Source organism: Nostoc sp. CmiVER01 (assembly GCF_034531135.2).
GTDB lineage: Bacteria > Cyanobacteriota > Cyanobacteriia > Cyanobacteriales > Nostocaceae > Nostoc.
Genome location: NZ_JAVRBU020000029.1, coordinates 41,328 through 65,880, shown reverse-complemented (window position 1 = coordinate 65,880; position 24,553 = coordinate 41,328). Strand labels below are relative to the sequence as shown.

The 24,553-nt window shown below is 41.4% G+C and carries 18 protein-coding genes and 1 pseudogene; 12 read left to right on the top strand and 7 right to left on the bottom strand.

Annotated elements, in window-relative coordinates; genetic code table 11:
- The 3 genes and pseudogenes from RMZ43_RS33420 to RMZ43_RS33410 all read left to right on the top strand — a co-directional run.
- A pseudogene (locus tag RMZ43_RS33420) lies at positions 1–76 on the top strand (photosystem II protein D1); the annotation flags it as partial.
- A gap of 219 nt (positions 77–295) precedes the next feature.
- Complete coding sequence (locus tag RMZ43_RS33415) at positions 296–805, top strand: hypothetical protein (protein ID WP_322654025.1); 510 nt, start codon at positions 296–298, stop codon at positions 803–805.
- Between the two features lie 48 nt (positions 806–853).
- Complete coding sequence (locus RMZ43_RS33410; protein WP_322654024.1) at positions 854–1,741, top strand: hypothetical protein; 888 nt, start codon at positions 854–856, stop codon at positions 1,739–1,741.
- Between the two features lie 71 nt (positions 1,742–1,812).
- Here RMZ43_RS33410 and RMZ43_RS33405 read toward each other — a convergent pair whose 3' ends face one another.
- From RMZ43_RS33405 to RMZ43_RS33390, 4 genes are all read right to left on the bottom strand, one after another.
- A complete protein-coding gene (locus tag RMZ43_RS33405) occupies positions 1,813–2,532 on the bottom strand; it encodes a hypothetical protein (protein WP_322654023.1) in 720 nt (239 codons plus the stop codon).
- A gap of 748 nt (positions 2,533–3,280) precedes the next feature.
- Positions 3,281–3,592, bottom strand: a complete 312-nt coding sequence (locus RMZ43_RS33400) for an RNA recognition motif domain-containing protein (protein WP_322652054.1) — start codon at positions 3,590–3,592, stop codon at positions 3,281–3,283.
- Between the two features lie 396 nt (positions 3,593–3,988).
- Positions 3,989–4,849, bottom strand: a complete 861-nt coding sequence (locus RMZ43_RS33395; protein ID WP_322652053.1) for a 3'(2'),5'-bisphosphate nucleotidase CysQ family protein — start codon at positions 4,847–4,849, stop codon at positions 3,989–3,991.
- A gap of 95 nt (positions 4,850–4,944) precedes the next feature.
- A complete protein-coding gene (locus tag RMZ43_RS33390) occupies positions 4,945–5,838 on the bottom strand; it encodes a sugar kinase (RefSeq protein WP_322652052.1) in 894 nt (297 codons plus the stop codon).
- A gap of 189 nt (positions 5,839–6,027) precedes the next feature.
- Between RMZ43_RS33390 and rsmI the strand changes: the two genes are divergently transcribed.
- From rsmI to RMZ43_RS33370, 4 genes are all read left to right on the top strand, one after another.
- Positions 6,028–6,888 carry a 16S rRNA (cytidine(1402)-2'-O)-methyltransferase gene (gene rsmI / locus RMZ43_RS33385; protein WP_322652051.1) on the top strand — a complete coding sequence of 287 codons (861 nt, stop codon included), beginning with the start codon at positions 6,028–6,030 and terminating at the stop codon, positions 6,886–6,888.
- A 228-nt stretch (positions 6,889–7,116) separates the two neighbouring features.
- Positions 7,117–7,395, top strand: coding sequence for a GlsB/YeaQ/YmgE family stress response membrane protein (locus tag RMZ43_RS33380; RefSeq protein WP_118168004.1), 279 nt, complete (start codon positions 7,117–7,119; stop codon positions 7,393–7,395).
- Between the two features lie 58 nt (positions 7,396–7,453).
- The gene (locus RMZ43_RS33375) at positions 7,454–8,380 is read left to right on the top strand and encodes a hypothetical protein (RefSeq protein WP_322654022.1); all 927 of its coding nucleotides are present in this window, start codon (positions 7,454–7,456) and stop codon (positions 8,378–8,380) included.
- Positions 8,381–9,013: 633 nt separating this feature from the next.
- Positions 9,014–12,658: a response regulator gene (locus tag RMZ43_RS33370; RefSeq protein WP_322654021.1), complete on the top strand. Its 3,645-nt coding sequence runs from the start codon at positions 9,014–9,016 to the stop codon at positions 12,656–12,658.
- A 338-nt stretch (positions 12,659–12,996) separates the two neighbouring features.
- On the opposite strand, the gene RMZ43_RS33365 is transcribed toward RMZ43_RS33370, so the two are convergent.
- Positions 12,997–13,692 (bottom strand): Uma2 family endonuclease, encoded by a 696-nt coding sequence (locus RMZ43_RS33365; protein ID WP_322654020.1) that lies wholly within the window; start codon positions 13,690–13,692, stop codon positions 12,997–12,999.
- 233 nt (positions 13,693–13,925) lie between these two features.
- The gene (locus RMZ43_RS33360; RefSeq protein WP_322652047.1) at positions 13,926–14,942 is read right to left on the bottom strand and encodes a ribose-phosphate pyrophosphokinase; all 1,017 of its coding nucleotides are present in this window, start codon (positions 14,940–14,942) and stop codon (positions 13,926–13,928) included.
- 846 nt (positions 14,943–15,788) lie between these two features.
- Between RMZ43_RS33360 and RMZ43_RS33355 the strand changes: the two genes are divergently transcribed.
- The 5 genes from RMZ43_RS33355 to RMZ43_RS33335 all read left to right on the top strand — a co-directional run bounded on the left by RMZ43_RS33355 (position 15,789) and on the right by RMZ43_RS33335 (position 21,506).
- Positions 15,789–17,546 carry a serine/threonine-protein kinase gene (locus tag RMZ43_RS33355; protein WP_322654019.1) on the top strand — a complete coding sequence of 586 codons (1,758 nt, stop codon included), beginning with the start codon at positions 15,789–15,791 and terminating at the stop codon, positions 17,544–17,546.
- Positions 17,546–18,226 carry a dethiobiotin synthase gene (bioD, locus tag RMZ43_RS33350; RefSeq protein WP_322654018.1) on the top strand — a complete coding sequence of 227 codons (681 nt, stop codon included), beginning with the start codon at positions 17,546–17,548 and terminating at the stop codon, positions 18,224–18,226. Before RMZ43_RS33355 ends, bioD begins: the two co-directional genes overlap by 1 nt.
- A gap of 97 nt (positions 18,227–18,323) precedes the next feature.
- Positions 18,324–19,226 (top strand): undecaprenyl-diphosphate phosphatase, encoded by a 903-nt coding sequence (locus tag RMZ43_RS33345; RefSeq protein ID WP_322654017.1) that lies wholly within the window; start codon positions 18,324–18,326, stop codon positions 19,224–19,226.
- Between the two features lie 90 nt (positions 19,227–19,316).
- Positions 19,317–20,009, top strand: a complete 693-nt coding sequence (locus RMZ43_RS33340) for a DUF4337 domain-containing protein (protein WP_322654016.1) — start codon at positions 19,317–19,319, stop codon at positions 20,007–20,009.
- Positions 20,010–20,279: 270 nt separating this feature from the next.
- Positions 20,280–21,506, top strand: a complete 1,227-nt coding sequence (locus RMZ43_RS33335) for a M20 family metallopeptidase (protein ID WP_322654015.1) — start codon at positions 20,280–20,282, stop codon at positions 21,504–21,506.
- Between the two features lie 111 nt (positions 21,507–21,617).
- On the opposite strand, the gene RMZ43_RS33330 is transcribed toward RMZ43_RS33335, so the two are convergent.
- A complete protein-coding gene (locus RMZ43_RS33330) occupies positions 21,618–24,176 on the bottom strand; it encodes a beta strand repeat-containing protein (RefSeq protein WP_428850964.1) in 2,559 nt (852 codons plus the stop codon).
- Between the last annotated feature and the right edge of the window lie 377 nt (positions 24,177–24,553).

Sequence of the window (24,553 nt, the reverse complement as noted above, 5' to 3'; positions counted from 1 at the left end):
TCACAACTTCCCCTTAGATTTGGCTGCTGGTGATGTTGCTCCTGTGGCAATGAGCGCTCCTGCTATCAACGGTTAATCAAATCTGAGATACGCTATTCAGGCTTATCTAATCTATAAGTAAAAGACGCTCTCCTGAAAGGGAGGGCGTTTTTGCATTGGCTTAATCGGTACATTTTTTTGAAGTGCTATAGTTCAGAACTTAGGAAATAATTATCAAAAAGTAAATTTTACAGGTAATAATTGCTAGCAGCGCAGATAATTGCCTCAAAGCTCAACTATAAGGAGAAGCCAGGAAATGATTTTACACCGTGGGCGTAGGGTAGTGGCTGCTTTATTGCTGTCAGTTTTATTACTGACAACAGCCTGTAGTCCAAAAACACCTGGACGTTTTGACCAGGCACAAAAAGAAAGCACTCAACAAAAAAAGGGTCTTGCGGTTGCTAAAAATGCAACTCAGGGTAGCCAATTTAATAAATTTTTCCCTAATTCAAGCGGTGGCTACCAGCGCGTCTATAGCCAAGAGAAAAAAGGCTTTGCAGAAGCGAAGTTGAAAAAAGGCGGTAAAGATATAGCATTGCTGTCTATTTCTGATACCACTAGCACACCTGGCGCAGCAGCAAAATTCTCAAAGAGTACCAAAAAAATTGGTGGTTATCCCGCACTAGAAGTTGGTAAGACGCAAACTGCAATTTTGGTAGGTAATTACCAAGTAAAAGCACTTTCCCGCGATGCGTCATTTACAGCTAGCGATCGCGCAGATTGGCTAGAAAAGTTTAATCTTAATGGTCTGGCTAACCTGAAATGATTTGTACTATGAACATTCAGATAATAAAACCTAAATAAGGAGATTTTTGTGAGTAAATCGATTGTTGATTTGGTTGATCAATTGCCAACCGGTGGCTTGACCATTTCTATGTTGAATTCCCTCGATTTTGTTGCTCCTGGAGAGTGGCACAATACCGTCGGCTTTGTCAACACGATTAAGACTGTTACTGGCGAAGACGACGAAGATTTAATTCAGCAAATTGGTGAACGAGCAATTTATCTATTTAACGATAAATCCCAAGGATACCAAACAGCCTTGTGGTTATATCAAACCGTTGATGGTACAGATAAAGCACTTGGTGCAGCAGCTTTAGCTAACAAAGTTGGCGAGAAAATTCCATTATTGGGTTTTTTAAACTCTGTTACTCCTAAACCTGATAAAGCCCAAACCATTGATTTGACATTGAAATTAGTCGCTGAGTTAGTAGCCTTTTGTCAAATTAACGGCATTCCCGGAGATAGTATTGGGGATTTTGTCGCCTCTTTAGGTGAGTATAGTGGTGAGTCGCTTATCCGCATGGTGGCATTAGTTTGCGTTGATGGTTTGATCCCTCTAGGCCCAGACTTCATTAGCAAAGCAATATCTGGGCTTAATCAAACAAATCCACAAGAATTAGAAAAAAACTCGACTTTCCAAAACATCAAAGATGTGATTCCAGGCAACAATGCTGGTAGTAAACTCAACTTTATCGGCGAAAGTTTTGACTCTGTTAAAGGTTGGATGAGTGGTATTGTCAGCGCGAATAATTTAACGCCACAAAAGGTTGTCCACAACTTGCAAAGCTTTGCCGATATTACCGATGACAAGTTAGACTACCTCGCGGCATTCCTAGATGTCGCAACAAATTATTATGAACATACCGGGACGCAAACTTTAGCACGTCGCTTGATTGAACGGGCGGTAGCTGAGATTTAGGTTGATTGAGAATAGGTTAGTAAGGGGACAAGGAGAATAACTCATCCCCTATACCCAATGCCCAATACCAATTAGGGTAAACGCAAATCTGCTGCGATCGCATATAAGTAAGGTTGAAAAATAGCCAAGTTTTCCAGTTTGTCAAATTTACCTGTTTGCGAACCTGGATCAAAGGCAGTGGTAATTACGTAAAGTTTATTGCCATCAAAGGCAACATGACCAATATGTTGCTCTTGGACTCCACCTTTTTGCTTAAGTCCGGCGAAACCATAGCGGATTCCTTGAAGCTTACCAACGGGTACTGGTTGAGGTGGGTAGGTTAAGAAAGTAATCTCTTTACCATATTCACCTTGACGGTCTTTGGCAAAAGCAGCGTAGTGTTCTACAACCCAAGCCTTGAGTGCTGCTAATACCTGGGTTTGGTATTTGGAACTTTGGTAGTCCACTTGGGAACCAGGTGGAATACCAACAGCTACGAGTTTCTTTTGGAAATCCTCGTTGTTTGCTAATGGGTAAATGTTAATCTCAACTGTACCCAAAAGTTCCTCTTTGGATGAGACACATAATAAAGGCGCATTTCCCTTACAAGGAGCAACTTGCCAATTCGTTGGAGCAGCAGTATTTCCTAAAATTTTCTGCCATATATTTCCCTCATTAGGGTTAGGAAGTTTCGCAACTGCGGGGGATTTTACTACTTTGGATGCAGAAAATTGCGGAAGAACAAATTTTGCTCCCAGTGGTATTAACACCAGCAAAATAAGACCTAATAATAAATGATAAAGTCGTAACATTTTTTTTAAAATCCAGAGCCAAGGATTGCAGACTAACGATATCTACAATACTTTATGGATATACAGGAAGATACATTTATATTGTTGCAAGTTCCGCAAATGGAACTCAACAAACTATGGCTCTCTATTACTCTGAAAAATTGAAGAAGAATTCAGAAGTCAGAATTCAGGAGTCAGAATCAATGAGTGGGGGATTCAGACCCGCCACTCATTGTAGACCGCTAAATCAAAGATTTAGCGGGGGTCTTAAACCCACTTATTCATCCGCCAGTCACACAGAATTCAATTCTGAATTCTGGCTCCTGACTCCTGAATTCTGTTTGATAAAATATTTGTAGGTTAGGTTGAACAAAGTGAAATATAAGGAAAGCAATGATTCTTAGTATTAGGTTATCCTGCAAGAAGTCGTTTCTCTAAGAACGCGAACAGCATGTTGCAGACAGACGCTCTCGCGTTTGCGTCTACTCTCAACTAGTGAGAGTCATAGGTAGCCCTTTCAAGGTGCACGAAAATTTTAGTCTATAAATTCTTCTTGAACTTCTTTTCTGTGTGTCCTCAGCGCCTCTGCGGTTAATTAAATAATTTTTAAACCGCAGAGGCACAGAGAACCTTGAGAAAAACAATTTTATTTTACCAATCACCTTGAAAGGGCTAGAGTCATACGGTATAGCTATAAAATATTCCAGCAGAGTGGAGCCTTTGGCTTTATCTGCTGGAGACTGGAAATGTGAAATTTTTAGGAATCGACTTAGTAGCGATTATTGTTGCGGCGAGGACTAGCGCCACCCCAGTTACCACGAGAGGAACCGCTTCTTTCCTCACGAGGTTTAGCTTTGTTCACTTTCAAATCACGTCCCATCCACTCAGCACCATCAAGTGCATCAATGGCAGCTTGTTCTTGCGTGTCTGATTCCATTTCCACAAAAGCAAACCCACGCGGCCGACCTGTTTCCCGATCTGTGGGTAGTTGAACACGACTTACTGTTCCGTATTCTGCAAAAGCCTGCTTTAGGTCTTCTTCTGTAACCTGATAGGACAGGTTCCCGACGTAAATTGACATAGAAATCTCCGAATTCAGGGAGTGTAGATAGTTAAATTCGGAGAGACACTTTTTAGAAATCAAAACGAGTTACTCAACCGAAAATAATCTTTCATACACATGAGTCTAGCACAGCCTTCAGCCTTTGAATATCGTCTTATTGTGAATTTTATTCACAAATCAAACCTTAAGTTTAGGTTTGTAGACTTCTCCACTGACTGGCTTTTGTTGCTTGTATTATACAAGTTACACTTTTAACAGAAAATCGCAATCAACTAGCGATCGCCCTGGTATTTAGTGCTTTGAAAATTACGCTGTGGACTAAAAGTAAAGATTATTATTTGTATTGGGGTTAATCATATCATGATTAACTGTTTTAAAAGCAAATTAAAAAGTATTCATCCTGAAATGCCTCATTTAGCTATACTCAAACTGCGTTAAAATCCTTTCTGCTTCTTTACACAGCACCTCGTGATATTCGCCATTACTAGCCAGCAAACCTCCCCATTGATTGATATCACCGATGTTATATTGCAACGGGGTGCCGTCAAAGTGGGTAAATTTACCACCAGCTTCTGTTAAAATCAATTCTGGTGCTGCCATATCCCAATCTTTGGGTGCAGACTTGCCGGAAAGGGAAATGTAGATATCTGCCTGTTGCTCGACTATGGTGGCGATTTTGCAACCTACACTGCCTACAGATTTATGATTTTGACAAGGTAACTTTTGTAGTAAGTAATCCAAGCGTTGGTTGCGGTGAGAACGACTAACGACTAAAGTTAAATCCTCAATTCGTTTACCTGACGACACTTGTAAACCAACAGAACCATCACGAGTTTCGACAAATGTACCCCCGCCTTTGATAGCGTAATATAACTTTTTAGCCTCTGGGATTGCCACCACTGCCAAAACTGGGCGTGTTTCTTTGACTAAAGCAATATGAACTGCATAGTCTCCTGTTTTTTCGATAAAGTCTCGTGTGCCATCCAAAGGGTCAATTATCCATACCCAAGGTGGGGAGGGCTGTGCTATACCACTTGGAGATTGATAGGTTTCTTCGCTAATATAAGCAAAATCTTCATTACCCAAAGTTGCTTGTAGTCTCTGCAAAATGTATTGACTTACAGCTACATCGGCAACGGTAATAGGTTCATTTTGTTTATATTGCACATCTAAATTAGGATCTTTTGCAGTCCCGTGATAATACGATCGCAGTATATCTGCTGCACCCCAACCTATCTCACAAGCGATCGCTAATATTTCTTGTAAGTCTTTCATTAATTTGGCCTATCTAAAAATATGTATAACGTGATTAGAGACGCACAGCGATACTTAGTTTAACTAATTACGAATTACGAATTACGAATTACGAATTATCTTAAATCCATCCAGCGCCGAGTGCCAAAAAATTTACAAGAATCAGCAGCAATATTAGCCGCCAGTGCCAATGCATTAGTAAAGCTTTCTCTTAAAATGTAATTACAAAAAGCACCGTGAAAAATATCTCCAGCCCCTAATGTATCAACTGCTTGAATCTGCGGTACATGCACAATACCAGTTTTGGTGCAACTAAAGTATTCAATTGGTTTGTGTCCGTGGGTGATGGCGATGTGAGAAATGTCAAATTTGCCCAGGTAGGCAAAAACGTCTTCTCCAGTCTGGCAGTTAGGGGGATAAAAATTAGCCGAACAGATGGCGTAATTTACAAAAGGCAGAATTTGCTCAAATCCAGGCTTCCAACTTCCACCATCAATTACTACTGGGATATTCTTGACTTTAGCCATTTGGGCTATAGCATAACTAACCGCCATTTGATGTCCATCAATCAGTACTATATCGACATTTTGCAAAATATCTGGCGGGATAGATGCGCTATTGGCTTGAGTTTTGACAGCATTGATGGAAACTACAGCTCGTTCACCCGTAGTTTGGGTGACAATGATTGAGGAGACAGGCGGTACTAAATCAGTGGTAGGCTCAAGGTCTGCGATCGCAACTTTGTAATTTGCCAAATCACCCCGAATTAGCTGCGTCATGGGGTGAGAACCCACTACACCCAAGACTGTAGCCTGATTTCCTAAATGGCTGAAAGTCACAGCCGCGTTTGTAGCTGGCCCCCCTGCTGCCACAGTATAGTCAGTAGCGACAATCTTCTGATTATTCTTAGGGGCAGAGTTAGCAAGGTAAATCAAATCTAAGGTTACTAAACCTACAAATAACCCACGATCCGATTTTGGATTTTGGATTTTGGATTTTAGATTATCCATTTCTCATATATGTTCGTATAGGTGCATAAATTATTATTTTTACCTCTTGTACGTGATAAATCGCGTTTCTCTTGGACAGACGCGATGAATCGCGTCTCTCCCGTCTCTCCTGCACAAACGTGATGAATTGCGTCTCTACATAGCACAGACGCGATGAATCGCGTCTCTACAAACTTCTAACTTTTACTTATGCAAACCGATCCAAAACCAGGAACACTTTACGTTGTCGGCACACCAATTGGCAATCTGGAAGATATAACCTTTCGGGCGGTGCGAATTTTACAGACTGTAGATATTATTGCTGCGGAAGATACGCGTCACACGGGAAAATTATTACAGCATTTTCAAGTTAAGACTCCCCAGGTGAGTTATCACGAACACAATCGTACCAGCCGCATCCCAGAATTATTAGAGTATTTAGTTAACGATAAAGCGATCGCTCTGGTGAGTGATGCTGGAATGCCAGGAATTTCCGATCCTGGATATGAATTGGTGAAAGCCTGTATTGAGGCGGGAATAACAGTAGTTCCCATTCCTGGCGCTAGTGCAGCAATTACTGCATTAAGCGCATCTGGATTACCAACGGATCGGTTTGTCTTTGAAGGCTTTCTCCCAGCTAAAAGTCAACAGAGACAAGAATATTTAGAATCTCTGCAAACAGAATCTCGCACATTGATTTTCTACGAATCGCCGCACCGTTTGCGAGATACTTTACAAGACTTAGCTCTTGTTTGGGGAAGCGATCGCCAAATTGTGCTGGGACGGGAGCTAACTAAATTGTATGAAGAATTCTGGCGGGGGACAATTGCTGAGGCGAGCGCTTACTATAACCAACGAGAACCCCAAGGTGAATATACATTAGTAGTGGCAGGAATTCGGGACAGTCAGCCCCAACTGACAGAAGAGGAATTGAAAGCCGAATTGAAAGAGTTAATTAGTCAGGGAATATCGCGATCGCAAGCTAGCCGTCAGTTAGCAAAATTTACCTCCCTTCCTCGTCGCCAACTTTATCAACTAGCTCTTTCTATAGTCCTGACTCCTGAGTTGTGAGCAAAGCGATGCTCCCGACTCTAAGTTATGCACAACCATAATTAAGAGATTAAGAGGCAAATACTAACTTTATATATTCATCCTCGAAGACAAAGGAGTGAATATTCAAATGATATCTAAAGATTTTTGATATTAGTTCTCTAGATAGATCAGGAATTTTGCAGGAAAACTTTAATATGAACATAGTCAAAAGCAAACAAATAAGATTTTCAAGGAAGGAGAAATTCAATGGGTAACATTATTGCTTGGCTAGTTTTGGGTTTAATTGCAGGTGCGTTAGCTAAGTTATTTTATCCAGGAACCCAAGGTGGTGGTATTGTCTCCACCATCATATTAGGAATACTTGGAGCAGTAGTCGGCGGTTATTTAGGTCAAGTCTTGCTAGGCAGTGGTTCGGCAGCAGCCGCATCTGCTGGAGCATTCTCTCTTGGAAGCATTTTATTTGCTGTTCTTGGCGCTATGCTACTAATTTTCCTTTGGGGTTTACTGACTCGCCGAGCTGTGTAATTACCTCATATTAGCTAACACTCTTGGGAATTGCTTAAAGCTGCAATAAACCGATAAAATGACATTAGAAAAAGAGCGAACAACTATAGGAGTTTTCGCTAGGTGTTCCGATATACAGTTGGTAGTTCAGGAACTAAAAGCTTCTAATTTTCCCATGCACAAAGTTTCTATAATTGCACGGAATGTAGAAGAAAGCGATATTGCTAGTGTTGAAGTTAAAGATCGCACTGGCAATAATACATCCTCAGAAAGTGCTAAAGCGTTTACAGGTGCTGCTTTAGCTATTACTGGCTTATTAGTGGGTTTAATCCTTTGGGTAATTCCTGGTATAGGACGAGTCTTTATAACCGGAGCAGAAGTAACTGCGATCGCTGCCACTTTAACTGGTGGTACGAACAATGCAACTACAGGTGATTTGCATCATGTGCTACTAGGTTTAGGGATTCCTAAAGAACAAGGTCAAGGTTACATCGATTTAATTTCCAAAGGTTACCATTTGGTAATAGTAAACGGCATAGATATAGAGATTCGTCTTGCTAAAAGGATTTTTAATCGCCGTGATATTCAACAGTGGAGCATTTACGATCCATATTTGACTCCAAATAGTCGCTATAAAAATGCAGTTGGTGTTTTTTCTACGCGCCAAGACACAGAAAAAGCACTTACTGAACTAAAAATAGCTGGCTTTCCTATGGCTCAAGTGTCGGTGATTGCTAAAGATACAAATACACTGAATGGTATTACTGAGGTAGATATCAGCAGTTCCAAAGATAAATATACTACTTTGGGAATATCTGAGGATCTAGCTAGATATTATGAACGTCAAGTGACCCTTGGCAATTATTTATTAATGATAAATAGTACTGATATCTACATGGCAGGTGCAAGAGCTATTTTGGAAAATCACAAAATTGAAAAATTTTGCATCTATACCCCATCTGTAGTTAATGCAACTAGAAGCGATCGCCAGGTTATTAGTCAATAGGCTTGTGTTAATGTCTGATTGTTTTAAAAGGACTTTCTCGATAAACGTCCCTTAAACGTCAAGAGTATACTGCTTTTACTATAAATTACATAATCACTTAAATGTAAGTTGCCTTCTACAACTTTGTTTAAGCAAAGTTCGAGCAAAATAAATACAACTATAAAACCTCATCCTCAATTTATCTCCTTATTAAGGAGAGGGAAGCCGGAAGCAGGGTAATGTTTATATTGAATTTGACCATTATAAATGTCATGCCACTGTTTAGGTTTGTCTCTAACTATAAGGGATGATTAATTACGAGGTTTGAGTAGCATTACCATAAATTTTATCAGCGTTAAAAGCTGTATTAAGCATTATCAAAAAATTTTCAGCGAACATTAAGTTACTTAGATATCATCAAATCAATTTTTACTAAAAAAGATTATCTTAAACTAAAATTTAAGCTGCAACAGTCTCATCTTGGGGTAAGATAATAGGTGACAAAATATATTAATATGTAGATAAATAAAACGTAGTTAATATAATTTGTTTGCAAATTAGACATATACAAAGTAAATTTATTAAATTTATATAGCTAAAACATAATCAGAATAATGCCAAAAATATAAATTATTAGAATATCTGCCTGGAAGAATGTTAAAAAGTTTGAAGATTGGAACCAAAATTGGAATTAGTTTTGCCCTGAGTTTGGCAACTCTGACCACTATTGGTTTAATCTCCTATCAAAGCACCAATGAGCTAATTGAAACTTCGGCAAAAGAAAGCCATACTTACCAGGTGTTGAGTCAGCTTGAAGACCTCAATTTGCAACTGACAAATGCTGAGACTGGGCAACGCGGTTACATTATTACTGGAGAACGACGCTATTTAGAACCTTATAACGCTGCTATTGAAGTACTGAATCAAAAAGTCAAGGAGCTTCAAAGATTAACAGCAGATAACCCTAACCAACAAAATCGGCTTGATACTTTGCAGCCATTACTAACTGAGAGAATGGCTGTAATGAAAGATGTCATTGAGCTACGGCAAAGCCAAGGCTTAGAAGCTTCCCAGAAAGCTATCTTGACAGACCAGGGTAAGCAACTGATGGATAATATTCAGAAACTTATTCAGGCGATGAAAAATGAGGAGAATGCACTGCTGAAACAGCGCTCTGAAAAAGCAAAAGTAGCTGCTCGGCAAACGATCGTCAGTATTGTATATAGTATTCCCTTATTTTCTTTAATCTTAGCTTTGATCGGATTTATCCTGACCAGAAATATCTCAGCACCGCTAAAGCAAATTTCTGATTTAGCAGAAAAAATGGCAGATGGGGATTTATTGGTGAGTTTACCAGATAGCGATCGCCAGGATGAAATTGGTGTATTGACACGTACCTTCAACCAGATGATCGTTAATCTGCGAAACACAAATCAAAAAAATGACGAGCAAAATTGGCTAAAGTCTAATTTAGCTGAATTTACCCAAATGCTCCAAGGGCATCGAAATTTAGAAACTGCCTCTCGCCTGATTTTGTCAAATTTAGCACCACTGGTTGGCGCATCGCAGGGCGTTTTTTATTTCATGGATTCAATAGACAAAGAGCCTGTACTGAAGCTATTGAGTAGTTATGCTTACAAAGAGCGAAAAAATCTAGCAAATCAGTTTCGTTTGGGTGAGGGATTAGTGGGACAGTGCGCCTTAGAAAAACAAAGAATCCTGCTAACAGAAGTTCCTAATGACTATATCCGTATCAGTTCCGGTTTGGGAGAAGCTTCACCGCTAAATATTATTGTTTTGCCTATACTGTTTGAGAGGCAGGTGAGTGCTGTAATTGAACTAGCATCCTTTGGGTCTTTCAGCGATCTGCATCTGACATTTTTAGAGCAATTGACTGAAATTCTGGGTGTATTTTTAAATAACATCGCCTCACAATTGCAAACTCAGCGACTACTTGAAGAGTCTGTTGCCTTAACAGAAGAACTGCAAAACCAGCAAGAAGAACTACAGCAGAGCAATCAACGCTTGGAAGAACAGGCGCAGGAGTTGGAGGAATCGCAATTTCTTGTCAAACAGTCTAACGAAGAATTACAGCAACTAAATGAGGAGTTAGAAGAAAAGGCAGAATTGTTAGAAGTTCAAAATCGAGAAGTTGCCCGCAAAAACCAGGAAGTTGAGCAGGCGAGGCAGTCTTTTGAAGAAAAAGCTGAACAACTGGCATTGTCTTCTAAATACAAGTCGGAATTTTTGGCGAATATGTCCCACGAGTTACGGACACCGCTAAATAGCCTGTTAATTTTAGCAAGACTACTAGCAGATAACTCTCTTAACAACTTGACCGACAAACAGGTAGAATACAGCCGGACTATTTACTCAGCTGGAACTGATTTGCTGGAATTAATCAATGACATTCTAGATTTGGCAAAAATTGAGTCGGGTACTATGTCGCTCGATATTGAGCAAATTGCTCTTGCAGATTTGGAGACATCTTTAGAGCAGACTTTCCGGCAAGTTGCCCACAATAAAGAACTCAGCTTTACTATTGAACGAGATGACAAGTTACCATCGACAATTTATAACGACTCCAAACGTCTGCAACAAGTGCTGAAAAATCTCCTTGCTAATGCCTTTAAGTTTACAGAACAAGGAGGCGTGAAGTTACAAATTGGCACAGCAACTAAAGCAGACGAAGTTGATAATCCCATGATTGCTTTTGCAGTTAGCGACACGGGTATAGGCATTCCAGAGGAAAAGCAAAAGATTATTTTTGAGGCATTTCAGCAGGCAGATGGCACAACCAGCCGCAAGTACGGGGGAACAGGCTTGGGCTTGTCCATTAGCCGCGAACTGTCTCAACTGTTGGGCGGAAGAATTGAAATACTCAGCCAACCAGGTCAGGGAAGCACCTTCACCCTCTACTTGCCAAGGCGACATGAAGGGAAGGGTAAAAATACCCTCGCTCCATCACCTTCTGGGCCAATCAGTTCTATGCGTGCGGCATCGCTCATCAAAGAAGTGCCAATGGTCGAAAACAAACTCACAACTGTAGATATCTCTCCATCGTCAAAAGTTCTTGTCAGCTTACCCAACGATATCCCAGATGACCGCGAAATCATTCAACCGGGCGATCGCATTTTGCTAATTATCGAAGATGATGATAAATTTGCCCGCATCTTATTAGATATGGCCCGTGAGCAAGGCTTTAAAACTATTGTTGCATTACAGAGCAAACAAGGTCTAGCACTAGCGCAACAGTTTAAGCCCGATGCAATTATGCTAGATATCCACATGCCAGAAATGGATGGGTGGACGGTACTAGATCGTCTGAAACATAAGCCAGACACGAGACACATACCAGTACATATACTTTCTGTTGATGAAAGACAGCAACGGGGATTACAGTTAGGAGCGATTACCTATCTACAAAAACCCGTTTCTCCAGAAGCGTTAACTCAGGTCTTAACTGAGATTAAAGGCTTTATTGAGCGTCAGGTAAAAAATCTCTTAATTGTAGAAGATGACCCCGTACAAGCCCAAAGTATTATTGAACTGATTGGTAATGGCGATGTTCATAGTACAGCAGTGGGTACGGGTGCAGAAGCCCTCTCGATTTTGCGATCGCATCACTTTGATTGTATGGTACTCGATCTCGGTCTGCCCGATATGAGCGGCTTTACACTAATTGAGGAAATAAAGCAAGAATCCAGGCTTTTAAAACTGCCGATCATTGTTTACACCGGCAAAGAACTCAGCCGACAAGAAGAAACGCAACTGCGGGGACTAGCAGAGACAATTATTATTAAAAATGTGCGATCGCCAGAGCGGTTGTTAGATGAAACTGCCCTATTTTTGCATCGGGTGCAAGCTAATTTACCTCCACCAAAGCGGCAAATACTAGAGCAACTACACCAAAATGATCCGGTACTGGCGAATCGGACAATTTTGATTGTAGATGATGACCTAAGAAATATTTTTGCCCTCACCAGTTTTTTAGAAAGCTATCAAATGCAAGTGCTGTTTGCCGAAAACGGTAGAGATGGCATAGAGAAATTGCAAACTAATCCTGAGATTAATATAGTTTTGATGGACATCATGATGCCGGAAATGGATGGTTACGAAACCACCCGCGCCATCCGCCAGCAGCAACAGTTTCGCTCATTACCAATAATTGCTTTAACTGCTAAAGCCATGCCAGGCGATCGTGAAAAGTGCATAGAGGCTGGAGCCTCTGACTACATTACCAAACCTGTAGATACAGAGCAACTGCTTTCACTACTCCGCGTTTGGCTGTATCGTTAAATAGTCATATCAAGTTCGAGTGATTACTTATAATAAAATCTATTGATGTAGGTTGGGTTGAACCGCAGTGAAACCCAACATGAACAAGGATCAAATGTTGGGTTTCGTTCCTCAACCCAACCTACAGATTTTATATAAGTACTTGGACAGAATTAATTACATATTTTTTTGAAAAAACTCATACCAATTCTGTATAAAAATGCGCCAAATTATATAAGGAACGAACCGCAAAGGGCGCATAGACACGAAGTGGCTTCCCGCAGGGTAGGACACAAAGAAAGAAAATTTGCCGCAGCCTCACAAAGTAATGGTATCAGTACACATCTATTTCCTATTTCCTATTTCCTATTTTCTATATTCTCATTTAACTTTTGCATAAATTCTTGATGTTCAGTGGTAGCTAAACCTGCTTGTAACACAGATAACACTGTTGCCACTTCTCCTGAGAGTAAGGCAACTACCGACAACCACAACCCTGGAAACACCTGACTGCGAATAATTCCCTGCTCATCAGTTGGTAGCAAAACATACTCGTCTGCTTGCAACCTAAACCAATCCAACTGATTATCTAATGTTCGCCAGATAATATACTCCTGTACTCCATTTCGTCGATAGGAGCGTTTTTTATCATGTAAATCGATGGCTGCACTGCTTGCTGCCACTTCAATCACCAGTTCGGGTGGGCCTTGGATATAATCATCCTCACTAATCAATGCTTGTCTACCTGGAATAAATAGTACCGCGTCAGGCTGTGGTTCATTATCAGCATCTAAACGCACTGTGGGTTCAATTCCCATAACAACGCCAGGTGTTGCCGTTTTATAGTTCCACAACCACCCAATCAGGTCTGCATGTGGTTCGCCATGACTTTTAATTCTTAATGGCGATGCCATGATATACACAACTCCTTCAACTAGTTCAGCTTTTCTTAAATGCGGCATTGCCTGATAGCGACGCTCAAATTCGTAGCGAGATAAGCGATCGCCATTTTCCAGAGGTAAAACTGAAATTACTTTTTTAGGAGTTGTAACCATCCTTTTATCCTGTTTAGCTAAATTGTCCAAACTGAATCAAACTATTCTAATTTGGCAGTGCTGCATCCATTTTACTACTGCATATAGCGAGCCATTTTTGTTGGATTATTTAGTTTTCAAGATTCAAGTTCTTATAGAAAGACAGTAATAACTAAAAGCCCACACTGCATCCGATCAAGAGAACAGTGTGGGTAATTTATGCCTGTAATACGAATGATAGTCTGTGTATCTGGCTAGCGGAACATACTACTGACTGAAGTATCTTCATGAATCCGCCAGATAGTTTCTCCTAATAGATTAGCTACTGACAGTACTACTAGCTGTGGAAAACGATTGTTTTCTGGTATGGGAATTGTATTGGTGACAATCACTTCCTCAAACAAACCACTGGATAACCGCTCCATCGCTGGTGGAGAGAACACTGCATGAGTTGCACAGGCGTATACTTGACGCGCTCCTTCTTCACGTAGTAATCGCGCTCCTTCTGCGATCGTCCCTCCAGTGTCGATCATGTCATCCACCAACACTGCCGTTTTGCCTTTAACATCGCCGATGATATTTAACACTTCGGCAACATTATGTGCCTGACGACGTTTGTCAATAATTGCTAGTGGGGCATCATTGAGTTTTTTGGCAAATGCTCTGGCTCGCGCTACACCGCCAACATCAGGGGAAACAACCACAAGGTCGGGCAGTTCTTTGCTTGCTAGATAATCCAGCAATACTGGCGAACCGTAAACATGATCAAAGGGAATATCAAAATAGCCTTGAATTTGAGCCGAGTGCAAATCCATTGCTAGAACACGGTTAGCACCTGCTTCGGTGATTAAGTTAGCAACTAGCTTGGCAGTTATTGACTCTCTTCCTGCCGTTTTGCGATCGGCACGGGCATAGCCATAATAAGGAATTACTGCCGTTACTTGTCGCGCAGAAGCTCGACGACAGGCATCAACCATAATCAATAATTCCATTAAATGATCGTTCACGGGTTGACAACATGGCTGGATTAAATAGACATCACAACCCCGAATCGATTCTTGGATTTGAATGTAAAGTTCTCCATCCGCAAATCTTTTGCGAATCATTGGCCCCAAGTCCATGCCTACATAACGAGCAACTTCTTGAGACAGTTGTATATTGGCAGAGCCAGAAAACAGCCGCAGGCGATGATTATCAGTCAGTCCTGTTGCAGATGGTTGCACTTTGAAAGTTGCAGAACTGAGCACAGCAGATCCTCTATGTGCATTCATAGCAATATTATCATTAAAGATTTAATAGGTTTAACCGAGAAATCGCCTAAAAAAACATTTGTAAGTTTTATTGAATCTTCCATACAAAATTTAAACATTTTTCCATAAAATTATCATTCGCTAACTGTCTAATTTTTTTGGCAAGCAAACTATTGATAGCTTAACGGACATTTTGTCCATCCACTAGGTCTATAGTTCAAATTTTTGGGTTGAGGTAAACATTGGTGTAGTAGATTTTTCTAACTACCTCATTAATAGCTAACACTAAAGTATTACAACTTAAGTGATATTGAAGCTTGTTCTCATACAGTATAGCACCTCCGTCTAAGTACTACAAGTGTAGCTTATTGTTCTTATCTTACGCATTGACAAAAACAGCACTTACATTAGTCAGTAATTTTATTTGTCCATCTTAGATTATTTAGATACTACGGTGCTTTCTAAGCCTGAATGGATGTGATTTTGGTAATGAATTAAGGAAGGAAACTACTGATAAAAATTTTGCAGGAAAATTGAAAATTTAACAAATCGTGCGGATACGGTTTTGATAGTAGTTAATCGTGAACATCTATTTCCCAAAGGATTGATTGAAAAAGAGATGAGCAATTTGTATAACCTGGATTCTCAAGTTAATTTTGCATATTTCAAAATCTCTCGTTTTCACAAGAAGTAAATTGAATTGAGAATTGAAGGCTGTTAAATAGACTACAAAATAACCTAGCTCTGGTGGGGTTTCCCTATTGGGTATAGTAGAATATTGCCGCAGGTAACTGTCTGTCGCCTCTTGGACTTAAATCTTTGTGGGTGACTTCCTCCTCAGTTGCTACTACACTCAATCATTCGATCATGCAACCACCCCTTACAGTTGGCACTGTCTTGCAAAACCGTTATCGCATAATTCAAATTCTCGGACAAGGAGGATTTGGTAGAACCTATCTGGCAGAAGACCAGAGGCGCTTTAACGAGCTTTGCGCGATCAAGGAATTGATTTCAATAGCAACGGAGGCTTTGGCTTGGGAAAAGGCACAAGAGCTTTTTCACCGAGAAGCTGCCATTTTATATCAAATTGAACACCCACAAGTCCCGAAATTTCGGGAAAGGTTTGAGCAAGACCAACGTTTATTTTTGGTGGAGGACTACGTTGCAGGTCAAACTTACCAAGCTCTGCTGGCTGAACGTCAAGCTGTGGGTCAAACCTTCACAGAGGCTGAAGTATTGCAGTTGATAAAGTTGTTGCTGCCTGTTTTAGAGCATATTCACAGTCGAGGGATTATTCACCGAGATATCTCGCCAGAAAATATTATTTTGCGAGATAGTGACGCTAAACCTGTGTTAATTGACTTTGGGGTGGTAAAAGAACTAGCAACTCGTTTACGATCGCCTCTTAGTGCAATGCCACAAACCACTGTGGGAAAATTAGGCTACTCTCCTAGTGAACAAATGCAAACAGGGGGAGCTTATCCTAGTAGTGATTTGTATGCATTAGCAGTGACAGCGATTGTTTTGCTGACTGGTAAAGAACCAAGGGAGCTATTTGACGAAAACCAAGTAACTTGGAATTGGCAGCGATGGGTAACAGTTAATCCGCGATTTGCTATGGTGTTGAATCGAATGTTGAATCATATACCGAGCGATCGCTATCAAAGTGCTGCTAGTGTATCTCAAGCACTGGAATCTTTAGAGCAGCAAGTCAGCCTTCCTTCCTTGAATACGTCTAACTTGCAAACAATCGCTGTTGGTCGCCGTCCTGATTCAGTACCACCAGCAGCTTCGCCTAAGAAACAACCCGATCCTATAATTCCACCAAGTTCCACTAGCTCAGTCTTAGATAATCCCTTAGCGATCGCAGCGATTGGCATTGCTGTAGTAATCATAGCCGGATTTGGTTCTTGGGCTTTAGTAAGTTCCATCCGCAGTCAGTCAAAATCATCAACCGAGACGCTTCCACAAAATTTTCCTTCACCTGTTATTTCTGGCGGTACTACATTCACATCCACACCCACCCCTGAGCAACCTATTATATCTAGTAGGCGGCTCAATCCTAAAGCATCTAACCCAACCACAGTTACAGATACTCTCAAAACAAATCAAATCATCCGATATACTTTCTTTGGAAAGGAAGGTGACAATTTAACTGCATTTATTGACCCAGGAAGCAGCGTTTTGCTAACAGTCTTCAGTCCTAATCAACAACCAATTGATCAAAATGTTCAACGAGTAACATCATATAAAGGCACGTTGCTGGTTACTGGTAGATATACTATTGAGTTAACACTAGTTCCAGGAGTTGCCGAAAGCAATTACAGCCTGACTGTTGCATTAGAAACATTAGCCAAACCAACACCGATACAAACACCTACCCCAATTCCAACAGAGATACCTACCCCCATTTTTACAGAAACACCTACCCCAATTCCGACAGAGACACCCTTCCCAATACCTACACAAACACCTAACCCAGTTCCAACAGAGATACCCACGCCAATTTTTACACAAACACCCTTCCCAATTCCGACAGAGACACCTACGCCAATTCCGACCACTGGTGAAACACCAATTCCGCCAGTTGATGGAACACAACCATTTTCTGGCCAAAGAAATTAATGTTAAACACACTACTAATTACTGGAACTGATACCGAAGCTGGTAAAACTGTTTTAACAACAGCATTAGCAGCCTATCGGCAAAAATATTATCCGCAGCGTAGCTGGGGAATCATGAAACCGATTCAATCTGGGATTGGCGATCGCGAGTGGTATCAAAAGCTATTTACACTAGAACAATCTTCAGAAGAAATTACACCTTTGTACTTTCAAGCACCTCTGGCTCCCCCCATCGCAGCAGCACGAGAAAATCGCCAAATAGATTTAGCAGTAGTTTGGCAAGCTTTATCTAAATTGCGATCGCAACGTGATTTTGTGCTTATAGAAGCCTTGGGTGGATTAGGTTCGCCTGTAACTGAGGAATTAACCGTAGCCGATTTAGCCGGAGAATGGCGTTTACCAACGGTATTGGTAGTGCCAGTGAAATTAGGTGCTATCTCTCAAGCAGTGGCGAACGTAGCATTAGCTAGACAAGCGCGGATTAATCTCAAAGGCATTGTGCTGAACTGCGTACAAAGACGAACTGATGCAGAAATAGCCGAGTGGACACCACCCCAATTGATTCAATCACTCACTAACATACCAGTTTTAGGCTGCTTACCTTATTTAGATAGCCTGACTAATTTAGATAAACTTGCTCAAGTAGCATCAAATTTAAATTTAGAAATGCTGAAATTTTAAGTGTCATTCAAGTGGCATATCTTAGTCATAGAAACGTCATTAGCATAAGTTAATTTGTCGGTGTTTGATTAAAAGTAAATTATTTACGCCTGACATCATGATGCTTTCTTTTGCAGTGGCGAGTGCAATCTGTGACAAAGGTAGTGAAGTGAATCTAGACTTTGCTAACCTTAGCTGGATTGACGTGATTATTTTAGGCATCGTTCAGGGAATTACAGAACTATTACCAATTAGCAGTACTGCTCATTTGCGGATAGTGCCAACTCTACTAGGACTCAAAGATCCGGGGTCTGCTTTTTCAGCAGCCATGCAATTAGCTAGCTTGACTGCTGTTTTAGTCTATTTTTGGCAAGACTTAAAAAAATTAACCGGAGAGACAGTTAGAGCAATTAGCGGACAAGATTATCAATCTAGTTCTTTGCAACTGATGTTAGGTTTATTGGTAGGAACCTTGCCTATTGCTGTGGCTGGTGTGCTACTCAAACCAATTCTTAACGCCTGCAACTCACCGATGCGAGGGTTAGTAGTTATTGGTGTGGCTTCAATTATTATGTCAGGATTGCTGGCGATCGCAGAAAAACGCAAAGGACGCGATCGCACTTTCGATAAACTCACCCTCTGGGATGGCATTTGGGTAGGAGTTGCTCAAGCTTTTGCCCTGATACCTGGCGTTTCTCGCTCTGGTTCCACCCTCACTGCTGGGTTATTTTTGGGTATGGAACGGGAGACATCAGCCCGATTTTCTTTTTTGTTGGGCTTACCAGCTGTGATTTTGGCGGGTGCTGTAGAACTGCACACTCTTAGCAAAGCAGGACTAAGTGCAGCTGGTTGGTTGACTTTATTGGTAGGCTTAATCTCTGCCAGTATTTCCGCCTTTCTTGCAATTTGGGGACTTCTACGCTACCTAGAAAAACACAGTACCTTGATTTTTATTTTCTACCGCTTGGCGATGGGTGTATTTTTGATAGTTGCGGTGATGGCTGGTTGGTTGCAGAATTGACTTCAACTAATATATGGTTAAAACTCTACCTATAAAAGGGTAGAGTTTTCTGAATTCTGTTTTATCTTTAAATGAAATTAGTATAACGATATGGATATAAACCCAATCGACCTGGTTGAAGATGAAAACGATGAACCCGAAACCTCAGCTAACCGCGAAAAACGGAAAAGTCGTCTAAATAGTGCTGTTGCAATTACAGTTGCATTGCTCGCGACTTTTATAGGCATCTGCAAAGTCAAAGACGATAATCTAGTTCAGGCAATGCAGCAAGCTCAAGCAAATAAAATTGACGATTGGGCGTTATATCAGGCTCGTAATATTCGTGAAGAAATAGCCAAATCAAATGTGGTGCAACTGAAATTGCAATCTGTTTCTCAACCTTCTGCTGTGAGGGCTGACTATGAAAAACAGATTGCCGCTTATCAACTGATTGCTGATAAAGAAGAGCAGAAAAAGCAGGAACAGAAGCTAGTCGCCGAAAAAGATCAAACAACCTATGACCAGCTTAATTACCATGATGACCAGTTTGATTTAGCTGATGCCTCCTTATCGCTTTCTGTCTCTTTATTTGCCATTACATCTCTATCTCAGAAAAGATGGTTGTTCTACGCGGCCTTAGTTCCAACTATATTTGGCTTGATTATGGGGTTATCAGGATTATTGAACTGGCAACTACACCCCGATGCTTTGACCAAATTACTATCCGAAAATTTCTTAGAAAAACCAGCCAAAAACAAAATAGTGCTTTCCACTTGCACTTTTTCAAATCCCAAAGTGTTTTAACTTGTAGTCTACGAAACTGATTATTAGCCTAGGCGTAGCCCAACCTCAGCATCGCTTTACAAAGAAAAACTTTTTGGTTTACTGATTAAGAAGATTTTAATGGTGATTAGACATCTGGTAGAAATTAAATAGGCATTACCCAGAATCCTTGTAGAAACGAAGCACTGCTACATTTCTACATTATTTTTTGGAGATGTCTATTCTTCCCATTCCCTACGATAAACTGAGAAAATAAGCTTGCCTTAGCTCTACTTAAACTAGTTTGTCATAATGGTTTCTACCTTTCCCAATTCTTCTTCTGTTGATTTATCTCGCATCCGACTAGCGATCCGTTCATTGCAACCACAATTGGTAGAGTGGCGGCGGCGATTGCATCAACAACCAGAGTTGGGTTTTCAAGAAAAACTGACGGCTGAGTTTGTTTCACAAAAACTCCAAGAATGGGGAATTGAGCATCAAACTGGCATTGCCCAAACTGGCATTGTTGCCACCATCAAAGGTAATCAACCCCCCACTCCCCAAGTTTTAGCGATTCGGGCAGATATGGATGCTTTGCCAATTCAAGAACTCAACGAAGTGCCGTACAAATCGCAGCATGATGGAGTGATGCACGCTTGTGGACATGATGGACATACTGCGATCGCATTAGGTACAGCTTATTATCTCCAGCAGCATCGCCAAGACTTCTCCGGTACAGTAAAAATTATCTTCCAACCAGCCGAAGAATCACCAGGAGGCGCAAAGCCGATGATTGAAGCTGGAGTGCTAAAAAATCCTGATGTTGACGCGATTATTGGTTTGCACTTATGGAATAATTTGCCCTTGGGAACAGTGGGTGTACGGGCTGGAGCGTTGATGGCAGCTGTAGAGTCTTTTAATTGCACAATTTTGGGCAAAGGTGGACACGGCGCACTACCCCATCAAACGGTGGATTCTCTTGTAGTTGCTGCCCAAATCGTAAATGCCTTGCAAACCATTGTCGCCCGGAATGTCAATCCCCTTGATTCAGCTGTGGTGACAGTGGGCGAACTTCATGCTGGAACTAAGGGAAATGTGATTGCTGATACAGCGAGAATGAGTGCCACTGTCAGGTATTTTAATCCTAGTTTGAAAGGCTTTTTTAAACAGCGTGTGGAGCAGATTATTGCTGGAATTTGTCAAAGTCATGGTGCTAGTTATGACTTAGAGTACTGGTCACTTTATCCACCAGTCATTAATGATATGAAGATGGCAGAATTGGTGCGAACTGTAGCAGAAGAAGTGGTAGAAACCCCGTTGGGTATTGTGCCAGAATGCCAAACTATGGCTGCTGAAGATATGTCATTTTTCTTGAAAGAGGTTCCTGGTTGCTATTTCTTTTTAGGTTCTGCGAATCCAGAGAAAGATTTAGCGTATCCCCATCATCATCCCCGGTTTGATTTTGATGAAACGGCGTTGGGAATGGGTGTGGAGATATTTGTTAGATGCGTTGAGAAGTTTTTTAGGAATAAGAATTAAATAAAATACAATTTATGTTGGCTATTTCATTCTCATCCAGCCCGCCTCAGAATTTATTCTGAGGCTAATAGCAGAGGAGAACATTGAAACCATCACCCAGTTTTGGACGAACTATGCTTGCAACACAAAATCTGATGCGGTGAGAGTTGGCGCATCAGTTAGAGTTGCAAATAGACCACCACTGCCAAAACCAGGCGTGCAACCATTTTGATTGTAGAACAACTGCCCACTCACAGAATCGTAGATAATTTTTGCCGTGCTAGTCGCCACAGAAGAAGTTATTTTAAAATCATTGGTGTTACTAAAACCTGTTCCCGTGGCAGAAGTAATTGCATTAAAGGTAGTCTTATCCAGGATAATTTTGTCACCTTGGGAGTGGTTAAAGTCACTAATGGTATCTACACCAACAGCAGAACTAACAAAGGGAGCATTGGTATTGTAAAAGAACTTGTCAGCACCTGCACCGCCGATGAGGGTATCATTACCAGCACCACCGATGAGAACATCATTGCCAGTGCCACCCCGCAACAGGTCATCGCCACTCAAGCCATTGATAATGTCGTCACCCCCTTGACCATTAATGACATCATTGGAGTTGTCAAAACCCGTGATGTTGTTGCTTAAGTCATTAAGGAAGGTGACAGTGTTTCTGTTGAAAATGCTAGTTTGAGTGGAGTTTGCATTAATCACATCAAAGCTATCAGTAATCCTAGTTTGCCCATCAAATAAAATATTGCCAGTCGCTGGTTTTGAAGAAATTACTGGCAGGTTATCCAGGTTTTCTAAGAGGAAGTTTTGCAAAGTGACTTTGGTATTAGCTACATTTTCAAAAGTGACTTCTAAGTTGTTGCCATTTTGAGTGAGTTGCAGATTTTGGGCAGTTAAGCCCGAACCGATAAATTGCAGTGTGTCAACATTAGCAATTACAGATGATGATGGGTTGTAGCCCTGACCAACGCCACTAAAATCGGTGATAATGTCATTGCGATCGCCAATGCGAAACACAAACTTATCTTGACCACCGTTGCCTGTGAGGGTATCGTTAGCAGCTAACCCATTGATGTTGTTGCTAGGTGTGCCAAAGAAGGTATCTGCACCAGGAGTTCCAGTCAGCTTACTAGGGGTACCGCCACTGCCGATGTTCCTCCCCCCAAATACTACATAGCTTTGCCCAGCATAAGAGTTGCCGTTGGGGGAGGCAGTTGGTGCGCCAATAATCACGTCGTCAATGCCATCGTTGTTGATGTCCCCTGCATTGCTGACTGAGTTGCCTAACAAGTTACCTGCTGCAATACCGTTAATTAAAAAGCCATTAGTGCCATTCAAATCAGAGAGATTGAGGCTGCCGCCACTGCCCAGATTCCTCCCCCCAAAGACTATATAACTTTGCCCAGCTTTATTAATACCGTTGGGGGAGGCAGTACCTGCCCCAATAATCAGGTCATCAATGCCATCGTTGTTGATGTCCCCTGCATTGCTAACTGGGTAGCCTGAGTTATCACGTTCTGCAATGCCATTAATTAAAAAGCCATTAGTGCCATTCAATTCAGACAGGTTGAGGCTGCCGCCACTGCCCAGATTCCTCCCCCCAAATACTATATAGCTTTGCCCAGCACGAGCTTTGCCGTTGGGAGAGGCATTGTATCCCCCAATAATCAGATCGTCAATGCCATCGTTGTTGATGTCCCCTGCATTGCTGACTGAGATGCCTGAATAGTCAAATGCTGCAATGCCGTTAATTAAAAAGCCATTAGTGCCATTCAAATCAGAGAGGTTGAGGATGCCGCTACTGCCCAGATTCCTCCCCCCAAATACTATATAGCTTTGCCCAGCACCAGCTTTGCCGTTGGGGGAAGCACTATCTGTCCCAATAATCAGGTCGTCAATGCCATCGTTGTTGATGTCCCCTGCATTGCTGACTGAGGTGCCTGAATGGTCACGTTCTGCAATGCCGTTAATTAAAAAGCCATTAGTGCCATTCAAATTAGAGAGGTTGAGAATGCCGCTACTGCCCAGATTCCCCCCCCCAAATACTATATAGCTTTGCCCAGCAAGAGAGTTGCCGTTGGGGGAAGCACCTCTTGCCCCAATAATCAGGTCGTCAATGCCATCGTTGTTGATGTCCCCTGCATTGCTGACTGAGTTGCCTGAGGTGTCATATTTTGCAATGCCGTTAATTAAAAAGCCATTAGTGCCATTCAAATCAGAGAGGTTGAGGATACCGCTACTGCCCAGATTCCCCCCCCCAAATACTACATAGCTTTGCCCAGCAAGAGAGTTGCCGTTGGGAGAGGCAAGTTCTGCCCCAATAATCAGGTCGTCAATGCCATCGTTGTTGATGTCCCCTGCATTGCTGACTGAGTTGCCTAAGAAGTCATCTGCTGCAATGCCGTTAATTAAAAAGCCATTAGTGCCATTCAAATCAGAGAGGTTGAGGATGCCGCTACTGCCCAGATTCCTTCTCCCAAATACTACATAGCTTTGCCCAGCACCATAGATACCGTTGGGGGAAGCACCATCTGCCCCAATAATCAGGTCGTCAATGCCATCGTTGTTGATGTCCCCTGCATTGCTGACTGAGATGCCTGAGATGTCACCTTGTGCAATGCCGTTAATGGTAAAGCCGTTAGTGCCGTTGAGAGCCAAAAGGTTAAAAGTTGAATTTGCTATCATTTCTCCAGTGTTAGTTTTATAAGTTATTTCTGCCTTAAGCGCTTTTATGAAATTTTTTGTGAGCAATCATCTACAAATATGCTTGTTTTGTTATTGCCTTGTAGATCAAGCGCTCCTGCTCTCCTTTAAAATAGGACTTACGCACGAGTTATGGAATAACGAACCGCAGAGGGCACGGAGAAATGAGAGTTTGAGAAATATTTTCCGTAATTCCTATAAAATTGAGATGCACATCTATGGTTAAGCAACTCTGGATTATGTCAATACAGCAACCAACGACCTGATTCTACCAAAGTTTTCTGATGATTCATCACGGTAGTCATGGTAATAAACGATTCAGTTTAAAGATTCCAAGCTTGGAACTTGATGTTTTG

Excerpts from the sequence above, each read along its gene's own strand:
- RMZ43_RS33370 (WP_322654021.1), top strand. The coding sequence starts at position 9,014 with ATGTTAAAAAGTTTGAAGATTGGAACCAAAATTGGAATTAGTTTTGCC.
- RMZ43_RS33400 (WP_322652054.1), bottom strand. The coding sequence starts at position 3,592 with ATGTCAATTTACGTCGGGAACCTGTCCTATCAGGTTACAGAAGAAGAC.
- RMZ43_RS33395 (WP_322652053.1), bottom strand. The coding sequence starts at position 4,849 with ATGAAAGACTTACAAGAAATATTAGCGATCGCTTGTGAGATAGGTTGG.
- RMZ43_RS33355 (WP_322654019.1), top strand. The coding sequence starts at position 15,789 with ATGCAACCACCCCTTACAGTTGGCACTGTCTTGCAAAACCGTTATCGC.
- RMZ43_RS33390 (WP_322652052.1), bottom strand. The coding sequence starts at position 5,838 with ATGGATAATCTAAAATCCAAAATCCAAAATCCAAAATCGGATCGTGGG.
- RMZ43_RS33340 (WP_322654016.1), top strand. The coding sequence starts at position 19,317 with ATGGATATAAACCCAATCGACCTGGTTGAAGATGAAAACGATGAACCC.
- RMZ43_RS33380 (WP_118168004.1), top strand. The coding sequence starts at position 7,117 with ATGGGTAACATTATTGCTTGGCTAGTTTTGGGTTTAATTGCAGGTGCG.
- RMZ43_RS33405 (WP_322654023.1), bottom strand. The coding sequence starts at position 2,532 with ATGTTACGACTTTATCATTTATTATTAGGTCTTATTTTGCTGGTGTTA.
- RMZ43_RS33345 (WP_322654017.1), top strand. The coding sequence starts at position 18,324 with ATGATGCTTTCTTTTGCAGTGGCGAGTGCAATCTGTGACAAAGGTAGT.
- RMZ43_RS33365 (WP_322654020.1), bottom strand. The coding sequence starts at position 13,692 with ATGGTTACAACTCCTAAAAAAGTAATTTCAGTTTTACCTCTGGAAAAT.
- rsmI (WP_322652051.1), top strand. The coding sequence starts at position 6,028 with ATGCAAACCGATCCAAAACCAGGAACACTTTACGTTGTCGGCACACCA.
- bioD (WP_322654018.1), top strand. The coding sequence starts at position 17,546 with ATGTTAAACACACTACTAATTACTGGAACTGATACCGAAGCTGGTAAA.
- RMZ43_RS33415 (WP_322654025.1), top strand. The coding sequence starts at position 296 with ATGATTTTACACCGTGGGCGTAGGGTAGTGGCTGCTTTATTGCTGTCA.
- RMZ43_RS33360 (WP_322652047.1), bottom strand. The coding sequence starts at position 14,942 with ATGAATGCACATAGAGGATCTGCTGTGCTCAGTTCTGCAACTTTCAAA.
- RMZ43_RS33375 (WP_322654022.1), top strand. The coding sequence starts at position 7,454 with ATGACATTAGAAAAAGAGCGAACAACTATAGGAGTTTTCGCTAGGTGT.
- RMZ43_RS33335 (WP_322654015.1), top strand. The coding sequence starts at position 20,280 with ATGGTTTCTACCTTTCCCAATTCTTCTTCTGTTGATTTATCTCGCATC.